This window comes from Cognatishimia activa (assembly GCF_026016445.1).
Taxonomy (GTDB): Bacteria; Pseudomonadota; Alphaproteobacteria; order Rhodobacterales; family Rhodobacteraceae; genus Cognatishimia; species Cognatishimia activa_B.
The window spans coordinates 2390827-2411249 of record NZ_CP096147.1; the positions used below are offsets into that span (position 1 = coordinate 2390827).

Annotated in this window: 23 protein-coding genes and 1 tRNA gene; 16 read left to right on the forward strand and 8 right to left on the reverse strand. The window is 52.6% G+C overall.

Annotated elements, in window-relative coordinates; genetic code table 11:
• Positions 1–17 precede the first annotated feature (17 nt).
• Complete coding sequence (gene pyk, locus M0D42_RS11970; protein ID WP_265018841.1) at positions 18–1466, reverse strand: pyruvate kinase; 1449 nt, start codon at positions 1464–1466, stop codon at positions 18–20.
• A gap of 116 nt (positions 1467–1582) precedes the next feature.
• Here pyk and M0D42_RS11975 point away from each other — a divergent pair, with 116 nt between their 5' ends.
• The 3 genes from M0D42_RS11975 to M0D42_RS11985 are packed head-to-tail and all read left to right on the forward strand — an operon-like array spanning position 1583 to position 3014.
• Positions 1583–2329 (forward strand): N-formylglutamate amidohydrolase, encoded by a 747-nt coding sequence (locus tag M0D42_RS11975; protein WP_265018842.1) that lies wholly within the window; start codon positions 1583–1585, stop codon positions 2327–2329.
• A gap of 12 nt (positions 2330–2341) precedes the next feature.
• Complete coding sequence (locus M0D42_RS11980) at positions 2342–2704, forward strand: 5-carboxymethyl-2-hydroxymuconate Delta-isomerase (protein WP_265018843.1); 363 nt, start codon at positions 2342–2344, stop codon at positions 2702–2704.
• Positions 2697–3014, forward strand: a complete 318-nt coding sequence (locus tag M0D42_RS11985; RefSeq protein WP_265018844.1) for a DUF1244 domain-containing protein — start codon at positions 2697–2699, stop codon at positions 3012–3014. The genes M0D42_RS11980 and M0D42_RS11985 overlap by 8 nt, the downstream gene beginning before the upstream one ends.
• A 53-nt stretch (positions 3015–3067) precedes the next feature.
• Here the strand turns inward: M0D42_RS11985 and M0D42_RS11990 are convergent, their stop codons facing one another.
• From M0D42_RS11990 to dgcN, 3 genes are read right to left on the reverse strand one after another with little or no spacing between them, the layout of a single operon-like run.
• Positions 3068–3928 (reverse strand): D-amino-acid transaminase, encoded by an 861-nt coding sequence (locus tag M0D42_RS11990; protein ID WP_265018845.1) that lies wholly within the window; start codon positions 3926–3928, stop codon positions 3068–3070.
• A 10-nt stretch (positions 3929–3938) separates the two neighbouring features.
• Complete coding sequence (gene dgcA, locus M0D42_RS11995; protein ID WP_265018846.1) at positions 3939–4904, reverse strand: N-acetyl-D-Glu racemase DgcA; 966 nt, start codon at positions 4902–4904, stop codon at positions 3939–3941.
• 54 nt (positions 4905–4958) lie between these two features.
• The gene (dgcN, locus tag M0D42_RS12000; RefSeq protein WP_265018847.1) at positions 4959–5960 is read right to left on the reverse strand and encodes an N-acetyltransferase DgcN; all 1002 of its coding nucleotides are present in this window, start codon (positions 5958–5960) and stop codon (positions 4959–4961) included.
• Between the two features lie 298 nt (positions 5961–6258).
• Between dgcN and M0D42_RS12005 the strand changes: the two genes are divergently transcribed.
• Positions 6259–7218 carry an L-malyl-CoA/beta-methylmalyl-CoA lyase gene (locus M0D42_RS12005; RefSeq protein WP_265018848.1) on the forward strand — a complete coding sequence of 320 codons (960 nt, stop codon included), beginning with the start codon at positions 6259–6261 and terminating at the stop codon, positions 7216–7218.
• Between the two features lie 76 nt (positions 7219–7294).
• On the opposite strand, the gene M0D42_RS12010 is transcribed toward M0D42_RS12005, so the two are convergent.
• Entirely contained in the window at positions 7295–7747 is a 453-nt protein-coding gene (locus M0D42_RS12010; RefSeq protein WP_265018849.1) for an Lrp/AsnC family transcriptional regulator, read from the reverse strand.
• A gap of 73 nt (positions 7748–7820) precedes the next feature.
• Between M0D42_RS12010 and M0D42_RS12015 the strand changes: the two genes are divergently transcribed.
• Positions 7821–8414: a LysE family translocator gene (locus tag M0D42_RS12015; protein ID WP_265018850.1), complete on the forward strand. Its 594-nt coding sequence runs from the start codon at positions 7821–7823 to the stop codon at positions 8412–8414.
• Between the two features lie 59 nt (positions 8415–8473).
• Positions 8474–9436 carry an acetyl-CoA carboxylase carboxyltransferase subunit alpha gene (locus M0D42_RS12020; protein ID WP_265018851.1) on the forward strand — a complete coding sequence of 321 codons (963 nt, stop codon included), beginning with the start codon at positions 8474–8476 and terminating at the stop codon, positions 9434–9436.
• Between the two features lie 3 nt (positions 9437–9439).
• On the opposite strand, the gene M0D42_RS12025 is transcribed toward M0D42_RS12020, so the two are convergent.
• Positions 9440–10090, reverse strand: a complete 651-nt coding sequence (locus M0D42_RS12025) for a GntR family transcriptional regulator (RefSeq protein ID WP_265021147.1) — start codon at positions 10088–10090, stop codon at positions 9440–9442.
• 51 nt (positions 10091–10141) lie between these two features.
• Positions 10142–10828 carry a M48 family metallopeptidase gene (locus M0D42_RS12030; RefSeq protein ID WP_265018852.1) on the reverse strand — a complete coding sequence of 229 codons (687 nt, stop codon included), beginning with the start codon at positions 10826–10828 and terminating at the stop codon, positions 10142–10144.
• Between the two features lie 106 nt (positions 10829–10934).
• Between M0D42_RS12030 and M0D42_RS12035 the strand changes: the two genes are divergently transcribed.
• The 3 genes from M0D42_RS12035 (at position 10935) to M0D42_RS12045 (ending at position 11887) form a co-directional block, all read left to right on the forward strand.
• Entirely contained in the window at positions 10935–11258 is a 324-nt protein-coding gene (locus M0D42_RS12035; protein ID WP_265018853.1) for a TIGR02300 family protein, read from the forward strand.
• Between the two features lie 84 nt (positions 11259–11342).
• Positions 11343–11418 (forward strand) — tRNA-Ala (locus tag M0D42_RS12040).
• Between the two features lie 235 nt (positions 11419–11653).
• Positions 11654–11887, forward strand: a complete 234-nt coding sequence (locus tag M0D42_RS12045) for a HigA family addiction module antitoxin (protein ID WP_265021148.1) — start codon at positions 11654–11656, stop codon at positions 11885–11887.
• A gap of 397 nt (positions 11888–12284) precedes the next feature.
• On the opposite strand, the gene M0D42_RS12050 is transcribed toward M0D42_RS12045, so the two are convergent.
• Positions 12285–12818 carry a MarR family winged helix-turn-helix transcriptional regulator gene (locus M0D42_RS12050; protein WP_265018854.1) on the reverse strand — a complete coding sequence of 178 codons (534 nt, stop codon included), beginning with the start codon at positions 12816–12818 and terminating at the stop codon, positions 12285–12287.
• A gap of 158 nt (positions 12819–12976) precedes the next feature.
• Between M0D42_RS12050 and M0D42_RS12055 the strand changes: the two genes are divergently transcribed.
• The 7 genes from M0D42_RS12055 to M0D42_RS12085 are packed head-to-tail and all read left to right on the forward strand — an operon-like array spanning position 12977 to position 20407.
• Positions 12977–13459, forward strand: a complete 483-nt coding sequence (locus tag M0D42_RS12055) for a hypothetical protein (RefSeq protein ID WP_265018855.1) — start codon at positions 12977–12979, stop codon at positions 13457–13459.
• A 48-nt stretch (positions 13460–13507) separates the two neighbouring features.
• Positions 13508–13996, forward strand: coding sequence for an EF-hand domain-containing protein (locus tag M0D42_RS12060; protein ID WP_265018856.1), 489 nt, complete (start codon positions 13508–13510; stop codon positions 13994–13996).
• A gap of 12 nt (positions 13997–14008) precedes the next feature.
• Positions 14009–15268: a ferric reductase-like transmembrane domain-containing protein gene (locus tag M0D42_RS12065; protein WP_265018857.1), complete on the forward strand. Its 1260-nt coding sequence runs from the start codon at positions 14009–14011 to the stop codon at positions 15266–15268.
• Positions 15269–15299: 31 nt separating this feature from the next.
• Positions 15300–15704 (forward strand): hypothetical protein, encoded by a 405-nt coding sequence (locus M0D42_RS12070; RefSeq protein ID WP_265018858.1) that lies wholly within the window; start codon positions 15300–15302, stop codon positions 15702–15704.
• A 4-nt stretch (positions 15705–15708) separates the two neighbouring features.
• Positions 15709–15894, forward strand: a complete 186-nt coding sequence (locus M0D42_RS12075; RefSeq protein WP_265018859.1) for a hypothetical protein — start codon at positions 15709–15711, stop codon at positions 15892–15894.
• Between the two features lie 21 nt (positions 15895–15915).
• Entirely contained in the window at positions 15916–17253 is a 1338-nt protein-coding gene (locus M0D42_RS12080; RefSeq protein WP_265018860.1) for an efflux RND transporter periplasmic adaptor subunit, read from the forward strand.
• A gap of 4 nt (positions 17254–17257) precedes the next feature.
• On the forward strand, positions 17258–20407 hold the full coding sequence (locus M0D42_RS12085; RefSeq protein WP_265018861.1) for an efflux RND transporter permease subunit: 3150 nt from the start codon (positions 17258–17260) through the stop codon (positions 20405–20407).
• Positions 20408–20423: the final 16 nt, after the last annotated feature.

Below are 20423 nucleotides of genomic sequence, written 5' to 3' on the forward strand. Positions count from 1 at the left end.
CTCCGATGGGCAGAATATTACTCAGGTTCGGTGGCAGAAATCAAACGTTCGTCGCAAGGTGCAACGCGCACGATGTTGGTGGTACCCGGAACATTGAATGGAAGGCCGGCAGTCACAACAACCTGATCCTTCTCGGTTGCCATCTCCAGCCGCTTGGCTGCCCCAACAGAGGCCAGAACCGCCATTTTGAACCGCGTTATCTCACCAGTAGTCACACAGGTGGTGCCCCAAGTCAGAGCGAGACGACGCGCCGTACCCAGACGGCTGGTCATTGCAATGATAGGAACACGCGGACGCTCACGCGCGACTTTCAAGGCTGTGGTGCCGCTCTGGCTAAAGCAGCAGATCGCGCTGATTTCTGTGGTTTCTGCAATCTCGCGTGCCGCGGCAACAATCGCGTCGGAAACGGTTTCACCTTTGCTGCTGCGCGATGCTTCGATAATCTCACGATATGTGCCGTCGCTTTCAACTTCCTGCGCGACGTTGTCCATTGTGGTCACAGCTTCGATCGGATAGGAACCAGCGGCTGATTCAGCAGACAACATGATCGCGTCCGCACCCTCGTAGATCGCTGTCGCGACGTCAGAAACTTCAGCACGTGTTGGCATCGGGCTTTCGATCATGCTTTCCAGCATCTGGGTCGCCACGATCACAGGCTTGGCCGCGCGACGACAACGGCGCACAAGACGTTTTTGGATAGGTGGAACGTTCTGGACGGGCAGCTCAACACCGAGGTCACCGCGTGCCACCATGATGCCATCAGAGACGTCCAGGATTTCGTCAAAGTTTTCAACCGCAGTTGGTTTCTCGATTTTGGAGAGAACCGAGGCACGACCACGTATCATTTCGCGTGCTTCCAGAACATCGGCTGGGCGTTGCACAAAGGAAAGCGCGATCCAGTCGACACCCAGTTCCGCAACAAATTCGAGATCTTTCTTGTCCTTTGGAGACAGCGCTGCCAGAGGCAATACCACGTCGGGCACGTTAACGCCTTTGCGGTTCGATATCCGGCCACCTGTCACAACGATACAATCAGCAAAATCCTTGCCGCAGTCTTCCACGCGCAGACGGATTTTACCGTCATTGACGAGCAAATGCGCACCTGGTTTCAGAGCCGCAAAAATCTCTGGGTGTGGCAGGTTCACGCGCTTGATATCACCAAGGGCCTCATCTAGGTCCAGTCGGAACTTTTCGCCTTCAACCAGATCCTCGCCTTCGTCATTGGCAAAAACACCAACTCGCAGTTTCGGCCCCTGCAGGTCTGCCAGAATGGCGATAGGGCTGCCTAAGTCATCTTCGACCTTCCGGATAATCTCGTGTTTGACCTGAATCTCTTCGTGGCTGCCGTGGCTCATATTCAAGCGGAACACATCCGCACCCGCCTCGTGCAACGCGCGGATGGTTTCATAGGTTTCTGAAGCCGGACCAAGGGTGGCCACAATCTTTACGTTACGCAGGCGTCTCATCGGTTTTCTATCCCCAGAGCTAAAATGTTAACGCTAGCTATAACGTCAGCAAAATTTACGCAATTCCCTTTTCTAAGCGCGTCGCATATTGGGTACGCGAAGGAAACGACACACAGATGACACACGAATCTTACCACATTTATGGAGAAGACCGTCCAAGCCGCTGGATCATTACCGTAGACCATGCGCGCAATACCGTTCCTACCGAGGTCAGCGGCGGCGACTTAGGGCTTGTACCTGAGGATATGGAACGCCACATCGCCTATGACATTGGCGCACTTGGCGTGGGCCTGAAACTCGGGGAATTGATGAATGCCCCAGTGATTGCCTCGAATTTCTCTCGCCTTGTGATCGACCCTAATCGCGGCGCCAACGATCCGACGCTGATCATGCGTCTTTATGATGGCACATTGATTCCGGCGAACGCGGAAATCGATGCAGAGGAAGAGCAGCGCCGAAAGGAATGCTACTACGACCCCTACCACAGAGCGCTCAATAAGCTTGCTGATAGACGCGAAGATCCGATTATCGTGGCCATGCACAGCTTTTCGCCAAAGTTGAACGGCAAATCCCCCCGACCTTGGGAAATCGCGATTTTGCATGCCGCCCACGACCCTCGCAATCTACGCCCGCACGTTATTAAGCGTCTGGAAGAGGAAGGCGATCTGACCGTCGGCAATAACGAACCGTACCACGGACACCTCCCTGGTGATTCCGTTGATCGTATTGCCTTGCAAAGGAACCGCATGAACGTGCTGATCGAAGTGCGGCAGGATCTCATCACGGATGAGACCGGACAACATGCCTGGGCGGAACGATTGGACCCTGTCTTAACAGACGCCTTCAACCGTAGCGGATACTAAGGAGACTTTGTCGTGCCGCATCTGATCCTCGAACACTCCAGTGAATTGTCAGATCGTTATGACATCTCGTCTCTGGTTCAGGCCCTGTTCCAAACCGCGACTGATAGCGGCGTGTTTGGGCCAGAGGACATCCGCGCCCGGTCAACGGCATGCCAAAACACATTGACAGGTGCGGCGAAACCGAATTTCGCACATCTGACACTGAAAATGATGGCGGGCCGTCCCGAAGAGGTACGCAAACAACTGGCCGAAGACTTGCTGGCGGTTATGCTAGAACACCTCCCCGAAGTGGGGGCGCTTTCGGTCGCCCCCGAAGAAATTCAGCGCGAGACCTATGCTCGGCGCGTCATTCACAAAGGAAATGACAATGGATGATCAAACCCGCATCGAACTCGAAGCAGCAGCCTTTCGCACACTGCGCGAACACCTGATGGTAAAGCGTACCGATGTGCAGAATATCGACATGATGAACCTCGCTGGTTTCTGCCGGAACTGCCTGAGCCGCTGGTATCAGGAAGCCGCAAATGAACGTGGCATCGAGATGGACAAAACCGAAGCCCGCGAGATTTTCTACGGCATGACCATGGACGAATGGAAAGCCAACTATCAGACCGACGCGAGTCCAGAAAAACAGAAAGAGTTTGAAAAAGCGTTCAAAGAGAACGTTACAGACCAGCAGAAATAACAAAAAAGGGCAGGTCCAAGACCTGCCCTTTTGCATTTCAATTTAGTGACGCCTCAGATCGCCTTTGCGCGAGCTTCTTCCAAATAGATTTCACGCAGACGCTTCGCGATTGGGCCCGGAGTACCGTCACCCAATTGTGCGCCATCAATCTCAACAACCGGCATCACAAATGCGGATGCGGAAGTCGTGAAGGCTTCATCCGCCTCTTTGGCTTCTTCAATGGTGAAGAGGCGCTCTTCGATCTGCATCTGCGCTTCTTCTGCCAAACGCAGAACAGCCGCTCGGGTGATGCCGTGAAGAATGTCGGTGGACAGCGGGCGCGTTACAATTGTGCCGTCTTTGACATAGTAGGCGTTGTTGCTGGTGCCTTCGGTCACATAGCCGTCTTCGATCATCCAAGCATCATCGGCACCGGCCGCCTTCGCCATCATCTTACCCATGGATGGGTAAAGCAGCTGAACAGTTTTAATGTCGCGGCGACCCCAGCGGATGTCATCGATGGAAATGATCTTCGCACCTTTTTGCGATGCTGGGCTGTTCGCCAGGCCAGGCTTGTTCTGCGTGAAGAGAACCAGTGTTGGTTTTGTATCTTCCGATGGGAACACGAAGTCACGATCACCGTCAGAACCACGAGACACCTGAAGGTAAACCAGGCCTTCATCGATCTCGTTCAGTTCAACCAGCTTGCGGTGGATTTCCAGCAGCTCTTCTTTGGTGCAGGCCGCCTGCATATCCAGTTCGTTCAGAGAGCGTTCCAGACGCACTGCGTGTCCTTCAAAGTCAACGAGCTTGCCGTCCAGAACAGAAGTCACTTCGTAAACAGCATCGGCGAAGAGAAAACCACGATCAAAGATCGAAACCTTAGCTTCGTTTTCTGGCAGGTATTCGCCATTCACATAAACGGTACGGGTCATAATGGTCTCCTCAACCCCAGAGTGCCGGTTTGGGTGGATGCACACCGGCTGAATCAAAATTCAATGGTACGTCCCGGTCTTCGGCCAGAAGCAGCGGCCCGTCAAGGTCCGTGATCATCGCACCTTGCGCAACCAGGGTCGCCGGGGCCATCGCGAGCGACGAACCCACCATGCAACCAACCATGACTTTATAGCCTTCAGCCAGCGCCTCATCGCGCAATTTCAGCGCTTCGGTCAGGCCACCGGTCTTGTCGAGCTTGATGTTCACCACATCATATTTGCCTTTGAGTTTTGGCAGACTGGTGCGGTCATGACAGCTTTCGTCGGCGCAAACCGGAACTGGGCGCTCCATGCCAATCAGAGCGTCATCTTCGCCAGCCGGAAGTGGCTGTTCAACCAATGCCACTCCCAAACGCACCAGATGCGGCGCGAGATCAGCATAAACTTCTGCAGACCAGCCTTCATTGGCATCTACAATAATGGTTGAGTCAGGCGCGCCCGCACGCACTGCTTCAAGACGCGGCATGTCATCTGGCGTGCCAAGTTTGATCTTCAGAAGCGGGCGAAACGCGTTTTCAGCCGCCTGTTCTTGCATCTTCTCGGGTGTGTCGAGGGAAAGCGTGTAAGCCGTGATTTCTGGTGCCAGAGCGTCCAGTCCGGCCAGTTCGCGAGCTGATTTTCCAGCGGTCTTTGCCTCTAGATCCCACATCGCACAATCAACGGCGTTTCTTGCAGCGCCTGCAGGCAGCAAGTCTTGCAGCTCTTCGCGGGTGAACTCTGCAGGCAGTGCTTCGATTTCAGCGGTCACGCTTTCCAGAGTTTCATTGTAACGTGCATAGGGCACACATTCGCCCCAGCCTGTGACACCATCTTTCTCGATTTTCACGGTCAAGACCTTGGCTTCGGTCCGAGAGCCGCGCGAGATGGTGAATACCTGTGCCAATCGGAACGTATCCGCGGTCACGGTGATGTTCATTCGTCAGTCCTTTCGACGGAAAAAGGGCGCCTGTTGCCAGACGCCCTTTACTAATCAGATCGCTGCGAGCGCGTCTACAAGACGACCGGCACCATGGCGATATGGATCAACAGTTGGCAGACCCATTTCCTCTTCGACCTTCGCGCAATAAGCTGTCGCATCTTCGTCAGACAGGTGCTGGGTGTTGATGGAGATACCAGCAACAACAACATTCGGATTTGCAACTTTTGCCAGTGTCAGAGCAACGTCACGCAGCTCCTGCAGACTTGGCAGGCTGAAACCCGGCAGACCGCGCATGTGTGTGCGGGTTGGCTCGTGGCAAAGGATCAGCGCGTCAGGCTGACCACCGTGCACCAGTGCCATGGTCACACCGGAATAGGACACGTGGAACAGAGAGCCCTGACCTTCGATCATATCCCAGTGATCTTCATCATTGTCAGGCGTCAAATATTCAACCGCACCCGCCATGAAGTCCGCAATAACGGCGTCCAGTGGAACACCAGAACCTGTGATCAGGATGCCGGTTTGGCCAGTCGCGCGGAAGGTGGACTTCAGGCCACGCTTCTGCATTTCAGCATCCATCGCCATCGCGGTGTACATTTTACCTGCAGAACAGTCGGTACCAACCGCCAGACAGCGCTTACCGGAACGAGGAATACCGGTTGCGATTGGATACTGAACGGAAGGAATGCGCACATCGTGCAAAGTACGACCATGCATCAGCGCCGCAGCGACCAGATCACCTTCGTCAGACAGCAGATTGTGCAGGCCAGACGCAATGTCATAACCCATCTCAAGCGCCTTCAGAAGTACCTCTTTCCAAGCTTGGGAAATGATGCCGCCGCGGTTGGCTACGCCCACAACCAGAGTTTTCGCGCCCGCTTCCAGCCCCTGTTCCAGAGTCATTTCAGTCAGACCAAGATCAGCGCCGCAGTTTTCTAAGCTGATCTGACCGACTGCGTTCTCAGGACGCCAGTCGCGGATACCAATAGCCACTTTCGCGGCCAACATGTCAGGCGCATCGCCCAAGAAAAGCAGATATGGAGTCTCGATCATTGCCGCGGTCCCTTTGAGAATTAGTAAATCTCAGGGAAAATCCATCATTTTGACGAGAATTTATTGCTGTTTACGTCAGATAAGCCCGGTTTTGCGAAATATATCTTAGCAATATCCAGCATTATTCGAAGAATGTTTCACTCAGACTTTATTTGTCGAAGAATCTGCACACCATTCGAAATCGCCGCAACGCAGCGTAATTTTGCCGCGAATGCAAAAAATAGGATTGCGAGCCTTTGCGCAATTTAATAATCAGAAATCAGAAAAAATCGTAATTTCCTTGCTTGGAGGATTCCAGATGAGCTTCCGCATTCAACCTGCGGCCCCTGCGCGCCCAAACCGTTGCCAATTGTTTGGGCCGGGTTCCCGCCCAGCCATTTTTGAAAAGATGGCGGCATCTGCAGCTGACGTGATCAACCTTGATCTGGAAGATTCTGTCGCCCCGTCCGACAAGGACTCTGCCCGCGCCAATATCATCGAAGCGCTTGGCAGCATCGACTGGGGTAACAAATACATGTCTGTGCGCATCAATGGTCTGGATACACCTTATTGGTATCGCGATGTCGTTGATCTGCTGGAGCAGGCTGATGAACGTTTGGATCAGATCATGATCCCAAAGGTTGGCTGCGCAGAAGACATTTACGCTGTTGATGCGCTTGTAACAGCAATCGAAACAGCCAAGGGTCGCAAAAAGAAAATCTCATTTGAAGTCATCATCGAATCTGCTGCTGGCATCGCGCATGCAGAAGAAATCGCAATGGCCTCCCCTCGCCTGCAGGCCATGAGCTTGGGCGCGGCCGACTTTGCGGCTTCCATGGGCATGCAGACCACCGGCATCGGCGGCACGCAAGAAAACTATTACATGCAGCGTGGAGAGGACAAACATTGGTCCGATCCATGGCATTGGGCGCAAGCTAAAATTGTGGCCGCTTGCCGTACACATGGCGTACTGCCTGTTGACGGCCCGTTCGGTGATTTCTCAGATGACGCTGGCTTTATCGCTCAGGCGAAACGCTCTGCAACGCTAGGCATGGTTGGCAAATGGGCGATCCATCCAAAGCAAATCGCCCTAGCCAACGAAGTCTTCACCCCATCCGAAGAAGCCGTCGCCGAAGCGCGCGAAATCCTTGCTGCAATGGAAGAAGCCAAAGCCAAAGGTGAAGGTGCAACCGTCTACAAGGGTCGTTTGGTCGATATCGCTTCGATCAAACAGGCTGAGGTGATTGTGGCACAGGCAGAGCTGATCGCTGCAAGCTAAAGTTTCGGGCCAGGTTTCCCCAAAATTCATGGCCCGTTCTGGCAACCCGGTTCAAGCTCTCTCCGGGTTGCCGAAATTAACTCCGTTCGTCTTTCGGCGATCCCATCACCACATAGCTGGTGATTGAGTGAACCTGCGGTAATATCCCTAAGACATCCGTGTGGAATGTTTTGTAGGCTACGAGGTCTGTGGCCTCAACACGCAGCAAATACTCCACAGCACCCGTGATATTATGGCATTCAATCACTTCGGGTGCCCGTGAAATAGCCTGTTCAAAGGCTTCCTGTGCCGCTTTGGTGTGCTGATTTAAACCAACAGTCACATAGGCGACGAAACCGATGCCACGCTTGCCACGATCAAGCACTGCCCGATAGCCGGAAATCACCCCTCTCCGCTCAAGTTCTTGCACCCGTCGCAAACAGGCCGACGGGGACAACCCGACTCGCTCCGCGAGATCGAGATTACTGATCCGCCCATCGCGCGAAAGCTCTCGCAATATACTGTCGTTGATTTGGTCATTCTTAGCCATTAGTTGTGATAATTGCCGCCAAACGCACAAGAACGCAACCAAAAGCGCCAAAAATTCAATCAGTATTGCACACATGACTTATGAGATACTGACAGCCTTGGTCGCCTTTGCCTTTGTGACGTCCATCACACCGGGGCCCAATAACATGATGCTCTTGGCTTCAGGTGCAAACTTCGGCTTTACCCGAACCATCCCGCACATGCTGGGAATTGGGATCGGGTTTACCGTTATGGTGATGCTGGTGGGCGCGGGCTTGATGCAGCTCTTTGACGCCTGGCCACCAAGCTATACAATCCTGAAAGTGCTAAGTGCCGGCTACATGCTGTGGCTCGCATGGAAAATCGCTCACTCAGCAAGCCCAGTGGGTATGAGCGCGGGTGCGAAACCGATGAACTTTCTTCAGGCCGCTTTGTTTCAATGGGTTAACCCAAAAGCTTGGACCATGGCGCTTTCTGCGATCACGCTCTACGCACCGGGTCGCGAGTTCATCGCAGTCCTATGGGTTGCCCTGGTCTTTGGATCGATAAACCTACCATGTGTGAGCTCCTGGACCATACTTGGGCAGAAACTTCGACTTATCCTGAGCAATCCTAAGAGATTGGTCGCGTTTAACTGGACAATGGCCGCACTTTTGATCGTTTCATTGATCCCAAGCCTAATAGCATGAGTTGCATTTCCTCTCACGCAAGGTCATATACCGAGACGCACAAGTGCGCGGAGTGACTAATGACTAACTACCTCGATTTTGAAAAACCGTTGGCCGAGATTGAAGGCAAAGCCGAAGAACTACGGGCCATGGCGCGGCAAAATGAGGAAATGGATGTCTCTGACGAAGCAGCGGCATTGGACCGTAAAGCCAGTGAAATGCTGGATGAGCTATATCAGAGCTTAACGCCTTGGCGGAAATGCCAAGTCGCACGCCATCCAGACCGCCCGCATTGTGAAGACTACATCAATGCACTCTTCACCGAATATACCTCATTGGCAGGTGATCGGAATTTTGCCGACGACCATGCGGTGATGGGTGGACTTGCGCGTTTTAATGACCAACCGGTCATGGTGATCGGCCAGGAAAAGGGCAATGACACCAAATCGCGCATTGAGCGCAACTTTGGCATGGCGCGCCCAGAGGGCTACCGCAAAGCGATCCGCCTGATGGAGATGGCCGATAAGTTCAATATTCCAATTGTGACGCTTGTGGACACTCCAGGTGCCTATCCAGGAAAAGGCGCAGAAGAGCGCGGCCAATCCGAAGCCATCGCGCGCAGCACTGAGAAATGTCTGCAAGTCGGCGTGCCTGTGATTTCCGTAATCATTGGCGAAGGCGGCTCTGGGGGCGCGGTCGCGCTGGCAACGGCCAACAAACTCGCAATGCTGGAGCACTCGGTCTATTCCGTCATCACCCCAGAAGGCTGCGCCTCGATCCTCTGGAAGGACTCCAACAAGATGCGTGAAGCGGCTGAGGCCCTTCGCCTGACCGCGGCAGACTTGATGCAGCTTGGCGTCGTGGATCGCAGCATTACAGAACCTGTTGGCGGTGCACACCGTCACCGTGCGTTGGCGATTGAAGCCGTTGGTAAAGCGATTGGTGAAATGCTGTCTGAGGTCAAGGGCATGAGCCGTGATGAGATCATCGGAGCGCGCCGCAAAAAATTCATGGGAATGGGCAGCAAGGGCCTCGCGGCCTAGGATTTAAGATGTCAGGTGGCGCAGGCCCTGCGTCACATCTGACCGCACTGCCAAGCGTAAACCCGGTTCGTCGCCCGCTTTCAATGCAGCCAAAATCAGTCGATGATATTGCGGCGGTTCAGTGCGGCGCAATTTGCCATAAAGGGCCCGCATCGTCGGACCCAGCTGCAACCAAACGGTCTCTGCCATTGCCAGCATCGCAGGCGCCTGCGCGCGCAGATAGAGCGTGCGGTGAAACTCCAAATTCGCCGCAATATAGCCGACCGGATCGCGTTGCGCGACACGCTCAGCCACGTGGTTATTGATCATCTGCAAGCGATCTATCAGAGCCATATGGGCCCGTGGCAAGGCTCGGCTCGCAAGCTCAACCTCGATCAGCGCGCGCAGAGCCGCCAACTCTTCAATACGATCATTCGAAAGCTCCGGCGTTAACACGCGCCCTGATGATGTCAGCGTTAATGCACCCTCAGCGACAAGCCTGCGAATAGATTCACGCGCGGGTGTCATCGACACGCCATATTCCGCGCCTATACCGCGCAGAGTCAGGCTTTGACCTGGCGAAATCTCCCCATGCATGATCCGGGTTCTAAGACCACGATAAACGCGATCATGTGCGGAGGACGATGTTTCGGGCGCGCGCGTTTGAGAGAGCATTCCCGAAATGTGATCACAAAGACGCAGAAGGTCAATTGACAAATCGCCGCGTCAAAATCGATAGCGATGTAGTTTCTCACCATGCTGCTTCAACCAGCGGCGTTCTGCTTGATGCGGTCCGTATAACCTCTCAACTAGCGCCCAGAATTTTGCCGAATGATTCATTTGATCCAAATGCGCAACCTCATGCGCAGCGACGTAGCGCAGCACCTCTTCTGGCGCCATGATCAAACGCCAGGAGAACATAAGCCCACCTGTCGAGGTGCATGATCCCCAACGCGACCGCGTATCCCTCATGGTCAGCTTCGTATAATCGCTCCCGAGAGCAGCTGCATAGTCATCACAGGCCTGAGCCAATCGAGACCGCGCCTGTTCTTTTAGAAAGCTTTCAATCCGTTTCGAAGTGCTTCTTCGCGCCGACGGGACCAGCAGCGATTGGTCTTTGATGTGTATCCCTTTGCCCGCACCGGTTACGATCTCAAGTAAATCGCCCTGAAAAGGAAGTGAAACGCCAATGTCGACCTGCACATGTTCGGGACGATCCGCAATCTGTTGACGAATCCATTCCTGCTTTTCGGTTACAAAGGCCAGCCCCTCTCTCTCAGGCACCCGCGTGGGCAGGGTTAAAGTCACCTTTCCATCTAAGCGAGAGACCCGCAGGCTAATCCGCCGAGCCCGCGCACTGCGACGCAGATTGACGGCGATTTTCGGCTCTCCTGACAGAAAATGTTGTGTCATTGCACTCCCGACGCGGCTGAGCGCGCGTTACCCTTTGACTTGCTCTGCCACTTATGGCACTTGGCCCGAACTGTCGACAAGACTCACGTGATTTAGGGGGATTCCCATGCCCAAAGAAGAATGGGGCGTTAAGCGCCTGTGCCCTACAACTGGCAAGCGCTTCTACGACCTGAACAAAGATCCAATCGTCAGCCCTTACACTGGTGAAGTGGTTGAAATGGACGGCGGCAAGAGCCGCATGATCGCAGCAGATGACGAAGATGCGGCGACATTAAAAGCGAAAGCTGCAAACGCGGACGACGCAGAAGTTCTGGATGATGATGACGCTGTAGACATCGATCTGGATGATGATGTTTTGGATGAAGACGATGATGATAACGTCTCTCTGGACGACATCGCCGATGTCCCTGCGGACGACAACGACGAATGATCTCGTTTGGGCGGGTTTTCCACTTGATCCCGCCCAGCGAAGCGCCTAGTTAGGCGCTCACAGACGGAAACGTCACATGGTTTTGGGGCCTTAGCTCAGCTGGGAGAGCGCTACAATGGCATTGTAGAGGTCAGGGGTTCGATCCCCCTTGGCTCCACCAAATCCTTACTGTACCGTGCAGCATAGTTTTGCCTTTTGGGAAGCATAATTCTTCCTTTTGCTTTTGTGCCTAACGTTTGAAAATCCAAGGTTTATCTTTTGCAATACGGAACCTGAGTTCGTTATATTTGTTCGCTCATAAGTATGTTCCTATTCTAGAAATAGAGCCCCGATTGTTGTGGTATGGTGCTCAAAGTTGCGATCTGGAGTTTGAAATGCATACCCTACAATTTTCTATGCACCCCGGAGAAGTGTTAACGGAGTTGTACATGAATCCGCTTCAACTCTCTTCTTCAAAGCTAGCCAAAGCCCTTGGTGTTCCACGCAGTCGCGTTGAGCAGATCTTAGGTGGAAAATCGAAAATAACCACGGATACCGCACGCCGATTAGCTCGCGTATTTCGCACTTCCCCTGAGCTTTGGCTTAAGATGCAAAACGCCCACGATCTGCAAAAAGATCGTCCTGCTTAAGTTATCAAAGACGTTGTTTCAGTTGTTCCAGCTCCTGGAAAGAAGCGAGCTGGAAAAATTAATATCATCCCCCGCGCAACGGAGCAGCACCTGCCCCGCTTAGCAGACATTCGCTGCAAACGCACCCTGAGTGAGTTATCGAATGGCAGCTGCGTCCGCTAATTTGACTCTCCTGGCTGCTTTTTGCCAAGAAATTCCACAGCGTTTCAGTAGAAGTCCGCTGAGAATCCTAGGTTACTTCATCAATGAAACAAATTTCAGTTTTGTCAGGAGATGCGAACAGAATCCTTCAATTGAGCTTTGCTCTTGAAAAGCAGCCAAAGCGTAGATTTCAAGTGTTGAAAGATCGGGCTGCACCAAATGCCAGTCGCTTACCAGCGTGAGTTGCAGATACAAGTTACTTCTCCGTTGTACTGACCAGTTTTTGCAGCAATATAAGCAGTTGCTCCGCCTCTTCGGGTTCCAAGCCTTTCAAGACATTTCTGTTCGACTCCCGAATGATGCCTGGCAACAAATCAGCCTTTTCCCGGCCTATCTTTGTTAGATGGACTTTAACGGCGCGACGGCTATTCGGATCAGGTCGGCGCTCTGCATAGCCATCTCGTACAAGGCTATCTACATGGCGGCTAGTCGAATATTCAGGGAAATCCATGTACCGGCCGAGTTCGCGCTGTGACAACCCATCGTGATCTCTCAGTGTTATGAGATTGGGAAAATTCTTAATGTCAATCTCGTGCTCATTCAGCAGCGACTTCATTCCGTCTTCAATTCGCCGCGCCATTATCTGGATTAAGAAACCCAAACTTGCTTTGCGCATCCCTGGCTGTTTCGATAATTTCATCAGGAAGCTAAGGCTCCATCCCAATTGCCTGGCATTATTCTTGCTCATTGCAACTATTGCACCTTCGCCGATTGACTTCAAATCTTGCATTCCGTACTGTTGCATGTGCAAGCTAATGGCGCAACCGAAACTACCACTGCCAGCTTGCCTATACAATATTTGCGATTGCAAGTGTTACAGATGCAGATTATCTTGCGGTTAGAGAGGCCAATTCGGCTCACAATTGGCCGAACAACGGGAAGCGCAAAATGAAAAGCAAAATTCTATCCGTTGCGGCTTTGGCTCTGCTCACAGTCCCAACTTTTATGAATGCTCAAGAAGCGGGACGCGATGTTATCCAAACGACTTTCGAGTCCGCCGATACATCCAAAGATGGTAAAATTGATGTTGCTGAGCTGACCCAGATGGCCGGTAGCATTTTCTTCGGCATGGACTACGATCAAGATAATACAGTGTCTGAAGAAGAGTTTTTCGGCTCTGATTTTGGGCTCGAAAGACTTGCTACAGAACGTGATGAAGCAGACATCTTCGGCGCCGCAAAGCGTATCCTTTTTGCCCTGCGGGACAGGAACCAGGACGGCTTCATAAATCAAACCGAACTCGAACGAAGCACGCAAGATTTCATGCGACATGCAGATTTGGATGGCGATGAGACGCTGTCAACAAAGGAGTATGAACAAGGCTATGTTCCGTCACTTGTATTTAGAGCGGCACTGGCGCCTAGGGCTTAAACCGTGCCGGGGTTCATCTATTAATCCACAGTCCTAAGGAGACCAAAAATGATCATGCGAAACGGTGTCATAGCTTCAGTGCTAGCGACTTTCATCCCTATGGCCTCACTCGCGCAGGACGTACCGGAGGGCCAGCGATTGGCAGAACTGGCTTTTGAAAATATTGATGTTCATGGAAATGGATACATCCATCAAGGCGATGTTGAAGAATTTCGAGAGTCGCTTTTCGTATCCATGGACCAGGATGACAATGGAAAGCTCAATCTGGAAGAGTGGATGGGCTGGGATTACGGATTTCGCATTTTGGCGGAAGAGAATGATCGCGTTTTGGCTTATGAAACTGCCCTCAAAGTTATGTTCGCCGTGGCAGATCGGAACGGCGACGAGTTGGTATCAAAGACTGAACATCGCAAAAACAGCCTCGCTGGCTTTGAGCGAGCGGATTTAAACGGCGACGCCATCCTGACGGAAGACGAATATCTTGGCGGTTTCACAGTTTTGGTGGCAATCCGCGCAGCCCTCAAACCAGAAGAATAGGGGTCCATTCCAATGACCAAGCGTGCCGGTATCTTTGGAATCGTTTCAATACTTGGTTTGTTCGCCCTGCTTCACATCGGATTCGCCAACGATGAAATTTCACCGAGAGCGCTTGGCGCTACTCTTGTTGGAGGTATCGCGTTCCTGTTGATGGCGACGTCCATCTTTCTCGCGACACGTCCGTCAGTTTTGGAAGACGCCTTCGGCGGCCTGGACCGCATGTATCAGGTTCACAAAACGTGCGGTGTCATCGCCACGATCCTTGTTTTGGTCCATTTCTTTGCGTCGCCAAAAGAAATCCCAGAAGGCATTGTGGCGACAGCGGATGTCACGTTCCCGTCTTCGCCGCTTGGCATGGCGGGCATGATCTTGTTGGTTGTCTTGGTCATTGTCACCCTGAATCGAAAGATCGCGTATCATCGCTGGCGAATGCCGCACAAACTTATGGGTGTGGTGTTCGTCCTGATTGTCGCCCACTTCATGACAGCGCCGGAGTTTTTCTTTGACCGGTTTGGTCCGTCAGGTTTGCTGCTCATTCTGGCAGGGATCGTTGGTATTCTTTCCTATGGATACAGCATGTTTGGCATGAATAGAGCGTCCGCCAAAACTTACGTCATCGACGCCGTAAACAAGATGGAGCGCGCGACTGAAGTTGTCCTTTCACCAATTGGAGATGCGCTTCAGTTTAAGCCGGGTCAGTTTGCTTTCGTAGAGGTGAAGGGTGATGGCTTTTCTGAACCCCACCCATTTACAATTTCCAGCGCTCCGGACGAGGACAAGCTTCGATTCACAATAAAGGTCCTTGGTGATTGGACACGGAAAGTACGTGAAGAATTGACCCCAGGATTGGAAGTTGATGTGCGTGGACCATACGGACGTTTCGACACCAGCCATGCTGACAACAAGCAGGTTTGGATCGCAGGCGGCATTGGTGTGACTCCGTTCCTCTCCACAATCCGGGGTCTCAAAGATGGTGATGATCGCGAAATCTATCTCGTTTACGCCGTTCGCGAAGGGGCTGAGGCGCTCTTCTTTGATGAGCTGCGCGAAAAACTGACGATGATGCCGAATATGAAGCTGATTTTGTTGGAATCCAACAATGGCGAATTCTGCAAAGTGGAAAAAATAAAGGAGAAGCTGGGCACGTCGATGACGAGTTTTGACTACTTCTTGTGCGGACCACGCGTCATGACCTCATCGATCATTAAGGACCTGAAGTCTGAAGGTGTGGCCGCGAACAAAATCCACACTGAAGCTTTTGAGTTCCGGTGAAACAACAAGAGAACTGACAGGAAAAAACACAATGAAAGAAGCTCCCTTCAATATTTCGATGGTCCTTTTAGGAACTTACCTCGCTGTGACCCTATTGGGTGGCGTCGTTGGAGCAATCGTCGCCGCAATCGGTATGAGCACTTTGTGGGGGGGATTTCTTGCCGGCGTGCTTCCGGTTCCCTTCGGCGGAGTGGTTCGCCAAGGGATTGCAAGCATGTTCGCGCAGGAGGCTGGTGTGACCGGGGATGCCCCGCTCGCGTTCTCATTGGGCGTTCGCGTTCTGATTGGCGCGGTCTTTGCGTTTGGCATCGCGTACCTTTTCTCAAGCACTGAGTTTTATAGCATCGGATTTGGGCTTGGGGCAGTGTGTGCGCTACTAACTGGACTTCTGACTTCGTTGATCTTTCTGTTTACAACTATGTTTGGAAGCGGTTGAACGCATGAACCATTGGCTTCTTGCGATTATGCAGTTTTTCTGTGCCGGTTTTCTAACCGGCATCGGAATTCTGATCCTAATTCTGACCGATAACTTTACGACGAAAACCGCAATATGGTGTTTTGCCATTGCAGGCGCACTTGGCCTACCAGCCGGAGTGTGGATCTGTAAGCGCATGACCGGCGAATAACTTTATAAACTGGGAGGTAGCATGATTGGACGCGTAGTTTGGATATTGCCGCCTCTGCTTGCTGGTGCCGCCGTATTCATTTGGATGACGCGTCCTGGCGAAACGCTCTCCCAAGAGGCTGTCGAACCGAAACCGCTTCCCGTTCGCGTCGAGGTCATCGAGCCAATTGTATTCCAGCCGCAAGCCGTCGGTTATGGCTATGTTCAGCCAGTCAGGAGTTGGAAGGCCGTAGCGCAAGTGAGTGGTCGGATCTTGCGGCTTGATCCATCTATAGAGGAAGGCGCATTTATCGCATCTGGTGCACTGGCAGTCGAAGTTGATCCACAAGACTATGAAGTCGCACTTTCCATCGCCGATGCGGCTCTGGCAGAAGCTGAAATATCTCTAGCCGAACTTTCTGCCAGCGAAGCCAACACCCGTCGGACCCTTGCTTTAGAGAAAGAACTTGAAGCGGTTTTTGCAGTCGAGGTTGACCGCCAGCAATCATTGGTAGATCGGGGGTCAAGCACTCAAACTGCGGTCGAAAGCGCCCGTCGTTCTTTGTTGGGCCAACAGCGCACGGTCTTGAGCCTGGAGAACACTCTGGCTCTGTTGCCAGTTCAAACTCAAAGTTTGGAAGCTGCTATAAAGACGCGCAGGGCTGAGGTTGAAAATGCAAGAAACATACTGAGTACCACAAAGCTCAACGTACCATTTGAGGGCCGGGTGCAGGAGGTTGCTGTTGCCGTCGATCAGTTCATTCGTGCGGGAGACACCCTATTCTCTCTAGATGACATATCGGCAAGCAATATTGTCGCTGAGTTCCAACCGGCTCAACTCTCGGATCTTTTTAGCAGTGCAGAAACCTTGTCGGTGGCAGAGCTCATCGACCCGCAAGATGCACGTGAAGTATTTTCGGTTGTGCAGGCCATGGATCTGTCAGCGACAGTTCGTCTGACAGTTGGGGACCTCATACATGAGTGGGACGCCGACCTGGTGCGGATCATCGGAATTACCAGCGCCGAAACCGGAACAGTCGGTATTGTGGTTCGCGTGGCCAATCCAGGTGACATCGATCCGAGCAAGCAACGTCCCCCGTTGTCCAACGATGCATTTGTTGAAGTGCGACTCACGAGTCAACCATTGCCTGATGTTACCTTAATTGAGCGTGATGCTGTTCGATACGGCGTCGATGGCCAACCCTTTGCATATGTTGCTGATGAAACTGACCGGCTGGATATTCGTGCTCTGAAACTTGGGGCGGTTTCGGGCGATTATATTCTAGTCTCAGAGGGTTTGGAGCGAGGAGACCTGATCGTCCTATCGGATCCGCAGCCCGCCGTGCTTGGGATGCCCTTAGCCGCCGTTTCAGCGGAGTAAAGCCATGTTGCGTTACTTCGCTCATCATCCGAATGCCGCCAACCTTATTCTTCTCGCCGGTCTTTTGATTGGCTTGATAACCGTGAGTTCCATCGAACGGGAGACATTTCCAGAATTCAGCCCATCCATAGTTACAGTTGATGTCACTTACCCCGGCGCGTCGGCGGTAGATGTCGATGAGCAGATATGTGTTGAGTTAGATGGAGCCCTCAGTGGCACAAGTGACCTCCACAGCCTTCAATGCCAATCTGTCGAAGGTCGTGCGACTGCTACTCTTGAAATGTCCGAGAGTGGTGAAATTGGGCAGTTCTTTAACGATGTTTCGTCAGGGACAGCGTCGATTTCAACCTTTCCCACAGAGGTGGAGCCACCTGTTGTGGCCATATCCGGGCGCACCGAGGTAATCGCTTTGCTAGCAGTTTCAGGCCTTCATACTGAGGATGGCCTCCTGCGATATGCGGAAGAGTTGGCCGACCGTATCGGACAACTCAGCCAGGTAGCGGGCGCAAGCGTATCGGGCGTCTCCCAATCCGACATCATCGTCAGCTTCTCTCAAGAGGAACTACGTCGATATGGGGTCAGCGCGCAGGATGTCGCAGACATTCTGGAATCACGAAGCTTGCAAGCGCCTCTAGGTTCGCTGAGCACATCAAATCGTGATATCGCCTTGCGTCTCGATGAGACGCGAAGAACCATCCCTCAGTTAGAAGACTTGATCATTCTCCGGAATGCGTCCGGAGGTTTGGTTCGCCTTGGGGACTTTGCAAAGATCGAGCTTCGAGCAACCAACCCTGAGTCAAAATCTTTGATCGACGGCAACCAGGCGGCGATTATTTCAATCACCAAGGCAAAAGCAAATGATGCAATTGATGCGTTTGCGCAGGTCACCGAGCTATTGGAAATAGAGCGGTCCTTATACCCTGCCCCCTTCGCGATCGAAGTCACAAATGACATGACCGCGACAGTCGCTGATCGCATCGACCTTGTTGTCAAAAATACCATTCAAGGGCTCGCCCTCGTGATCGTTGTGATGTTGATGTTCTTTTCGCTCCGCGAAGCGATCTGGATTTCGGCCGCCCTGCCCTTCTCTTTTCTGGTGGGTCTGTTCTTGATGAGCCAAGTCGGTGTGACCATCAACATGATCTCGCTGATTGCGTTGCTCATGGCAGTTGGGCTGATCATGGATGACAGTATTGTCATTGCCGACAACATCGCGAAATGGCGGCGCGAGGTCGGGCCACAAGAGGCAGCTTACCGTGGGATGCGCGAAGTCTTTCCTGGGGTCTTGTCTTCCTTCTTAACGACAGCCTGCGTATTCGGACCGCTCATGTTTTTGAGCGGCACCTTTGGGGCGATCCTGAAAGTTATTCCTATCGTTTTGCTCATCACTCTATCGGTCAGTTTGATAGAGGCGTTTTTGATCTTGCCACGCCACCTTTCACATACGGGTTCTGGTAAACCTCAGGAAGAACGTCTCGTGCCGCGTCTTCTGGAAGCTTTTAAGAGGCGCTTTGTCCTGCCCGCGGTAGTAGCGCTGGTTCGGCTGCGCTATTTCACGGTCGGTACAGTAGTTGCCATTTTGATTGTTTGTGTTGGTCTAATCGCGAATGGCACCGTAAAAATCATAGGTTTCCCTGCAACGGAAGCCGACACCATTGAGGTCAGGGTTGCGTTGACGACTGGCAGTCAACTTGACCGCACTGAAACCGTCGTCGAAACATTGATAACTGCGTTGGAGCGGGTTGACGCGGAGCTCACGCCAGCAACCGAAGGCGGTTTACCGCTGGTCCTGCGACACCTTGTTCGTTTCTCAGAAAACAGCGATGTCAAAGACAACGGTCCGCATACTGCAACCGTGTCGGTCGATCTGCTTGAAGCAGCAAGACGCAATGTGTCGGCGGAAACAGTGCTGGCCAAGTGGAAGGAATACGCTGGTCTGATCACGGACGTGTCACAAATCAATTTTACCCAATCTGAAAGTGGTCCAGGCGGCAACGATCTTGAGGTAGAGTTGTTCGGGAGAGATGCTGAAAACTTGGCCAAAGCGGCGGGCGTCTTGCTCAGCCTTTTGCAATCTCGAGATGACGTGATCAGTGCCTACCAGGACTTCTACGGCGGAACACCAGAGATTTCTGTCTCGTTGAACGAATACGCTTACAGCCTCGGCGTCACGCAGCAACACGTCGTCAGCCAACTTCGAACAGCATTTTCGGGAACCGAGACAGACAACTTCAAAACGGGCGCGACAACGCGCGAGGTTCGCGTAGAATTGTCTTCGGAAATTCGCTCAATGCGAGAATTAGAACAATTTTCGATCAGTCTGCCCGGGGGGCAACAAGTGGCGCTGAGCTCAATAGCCAGCCTGAAACCCGGCCTTACATTTGCTCAGATCACACGAAAAGATGGCGCAATGGTCGCCAGGATTATCGGTGATATCGACAATTCGACACAAACCGCTACGGGCATCGGGGACGTAGTCACTGACGAACTTGGGCCAATAATGGCGGTGGATTATCCGGACGTGTCAATTGGGATTGGTGGATCGGCTGAAGAGACAGGCACTGCAATGATGTCTATTGCGACCTCACTTTTGCTTGGTTTGGTGGGGGTCTACATCATTCTCGCATTTCAATTCCATAGCTACGCTATGCCGATATTCGTCATGATGTCGATTCCATTTGCGCTCATTGGCACCATTCTGGGGCACGTCGCGCTTGGATATGACTTGTCCATGCCAAGTCTAATTGGCTTCGCTTCGCTTGCAGGCGTCGTAGTAAACAACGCGATCCTCTTCCTGACTTTTTTCGAAGGCTCTGTAGAAGATGGTAACTATGAGAGCGCTGTTGTTTCAGCCGTAGATCACCGTTTCCGCGCTGTAATCTTGTCATCATCAACGACTTTTGTGGGTTTGCTGCCGATCATTTACGAGAGTAGCCCACAGGCACAAACACTGGTGCCTTTGGTCGTTGCCGTAGCCTTCGGCCTATTGGCTTCCACATTTCTTGTGATTTTTGTGTTTCCGGCTCTTATTGCCATCTTCTTTGATTTCGGAAGCCTCGACCGGTGGCTTGAAACCCGCGATCGGACTGCTTCCGAAACCCTTAAAGACGACGCTTCACATCCGAACTCCAAGTTGGGTCGTGCCTCAACTTGAACGCATCCTGGCGTGA

Excerpts from the sequence above, each read along its gene's own strand:
- pyk (WP_265018841.1), bottom strand. The coding sequence starts at position 1,466 with ATGAGACGCCTGCGTAACGTAAAGATTGTGGCCACCCTTGGTCCGGCT.
- M0D42_RS11975 (WP_265018842.1), top strand. The coding sequence starts at position 1,583 with ATGACACACGAATCTTACCACATTTATGGAGAAGACCGTCCAAGCCGC.
- M0D42_RS11985 (WP_265018844.1), top strand. The coding sequence starts at position 2,697 with ATGGATGATCAAACCCGCATCGAACTCGAAGCAGCAGCCTTTCGCACA.
- M0D42_RS11990 (WP_265018845.1), bottom strand. The coding sequence starts at position 3,928 with ATGACCCGTACCGTTTATGTGAATGGCGAATACCTGCCAGAAAACGAA.
- dgcA (WP_265018846.1), bottom strand. The coding sequence starts at position 4,904 with ATGAACATCACCGTGACCGCGGATACGTTCCGATTGGCACAGGTATTC.
- dgcN (WP_265018847.1), bottom strand. The coding sequence starts at position 5,960 with ATGATCGAGACTCCATATCTGCTTTTCTTGGGCGATGCGCCTGACATG.
- M0D42_RS12005 (WP_265018848.1), top strand. The coding sequence starts at position 6,259 with ATGAGCTTCCGCATTCAACCTGCGGCCCCTGCGCGCCCAAACCGTTGC.
- M0D42_RS12010 (WP_265018849.1), bottom strand. The coding sequence starts at position 7,747 with ATGGCTAAGAATGACCAAATCAACGACAGTATATTGCGAGAGCTTTCG.
- M0D42_RS12015 (WP_265018850.1), top strand. The coding sequence starts at position 7,821 with ATGACTTATGAGATACTGACAGCCTTGGTCGCCTTTGCCTTTGTGACG.
- M0D42_RS12020 (WP_265018851.1), top strand. The coding sequence starts at position 8,474 with ATGACTAACTACCTCGATTTTGAAAAACCGTTGGCCGAGATTGAAGGC.
- M0D42_RS12025 (WP_265021147.1), bottom strand. The coding sequence starts at position 10,090 with ATGCTCTCTCAAACGCGCGCGCCCGAAACATCGTCCTCCGCACATGAT.
- M0D42_RS12030 (WP_265018852.1), bottom strand. The coding sequence starts at position 10,828 with ATGACACAACATTTTCTGTCAGGAGAGCCGAAAATCGCCGTCAATCTG.
- M0D42_RS12035 (WP_265018853.1), top strand. The coding sequence starts at position 10,935 with ATGCCCAAAGAAGAATGGGGCGTTAAGCGCCTGTGCCCTACAACTGGC.
- M0D42_RS12045 (WP_265021148.1), top strand. The coding sequence starts at position 11,654 with ATGCACCCCGGAGAAGTGTTAACGGAGTTGTACATGAATCCGCTTCAA.
- M0D42_RS12050 (WP_265018854.1), bottom strand. The coding sequence starts at position 12,818 with ATGCAAGATTTGAAGTCAATCGGCGAAGGTGCAATAGTTGCAATGAGC.
- M0D42_RS12055 (WP_265018855.1), top strand. The coding sequence starts at position 12,977 with ATGAAAAGCAAAATTCTATCCGTTGCGGCTTTGGCTCTGCTCACAGTC.
- M0D42_RS12060 (WP_265018856.1), top strand. The coding sequence starts at position 13,508 with ATGATCATGCGAAACGGTGTCATAGCTTCAGTGCTAGCGACTTTCATC.
- M0D42_RS12065 (WP_265018857.1), top strand. The coding sequence starts at position 14,009 with ATGACCAAGCGTGCCGGTATCTTTGGAATCGTTTCAATACTTGGTTTG.
- M0D42_RS12070 (WP_265018858.1), top strand. The coding sequence starts at position 15,300 with ATGAAAGAAGCTCCCTTCAATATTTCGATGGTCCTTTTAGGAACTTAC.
- M0D42_RS12075 (WP_265018859.1), top strand. The coding sequence starts at position 15,709 with ATGAACCATTGGCTTCTTGCGATTATGCAGTTTTTCTGTGCCGGTTTT.
- M0D42_RS12080 (WP_265018860.1), top strand. The coding sequence starts at position 15,916 with ATGATTGGACGCGTAGTTTGGATATTGCCGCCTCTGCTTGCTGGTGCC.
- M0D42_RS12085 (WP_265018861.1), top strand. The coding sequence starts at position 17,258 with ATGTTGCGTTACTTCGCTCATCATCCGAATGCCGCCAACCTTATTCTT.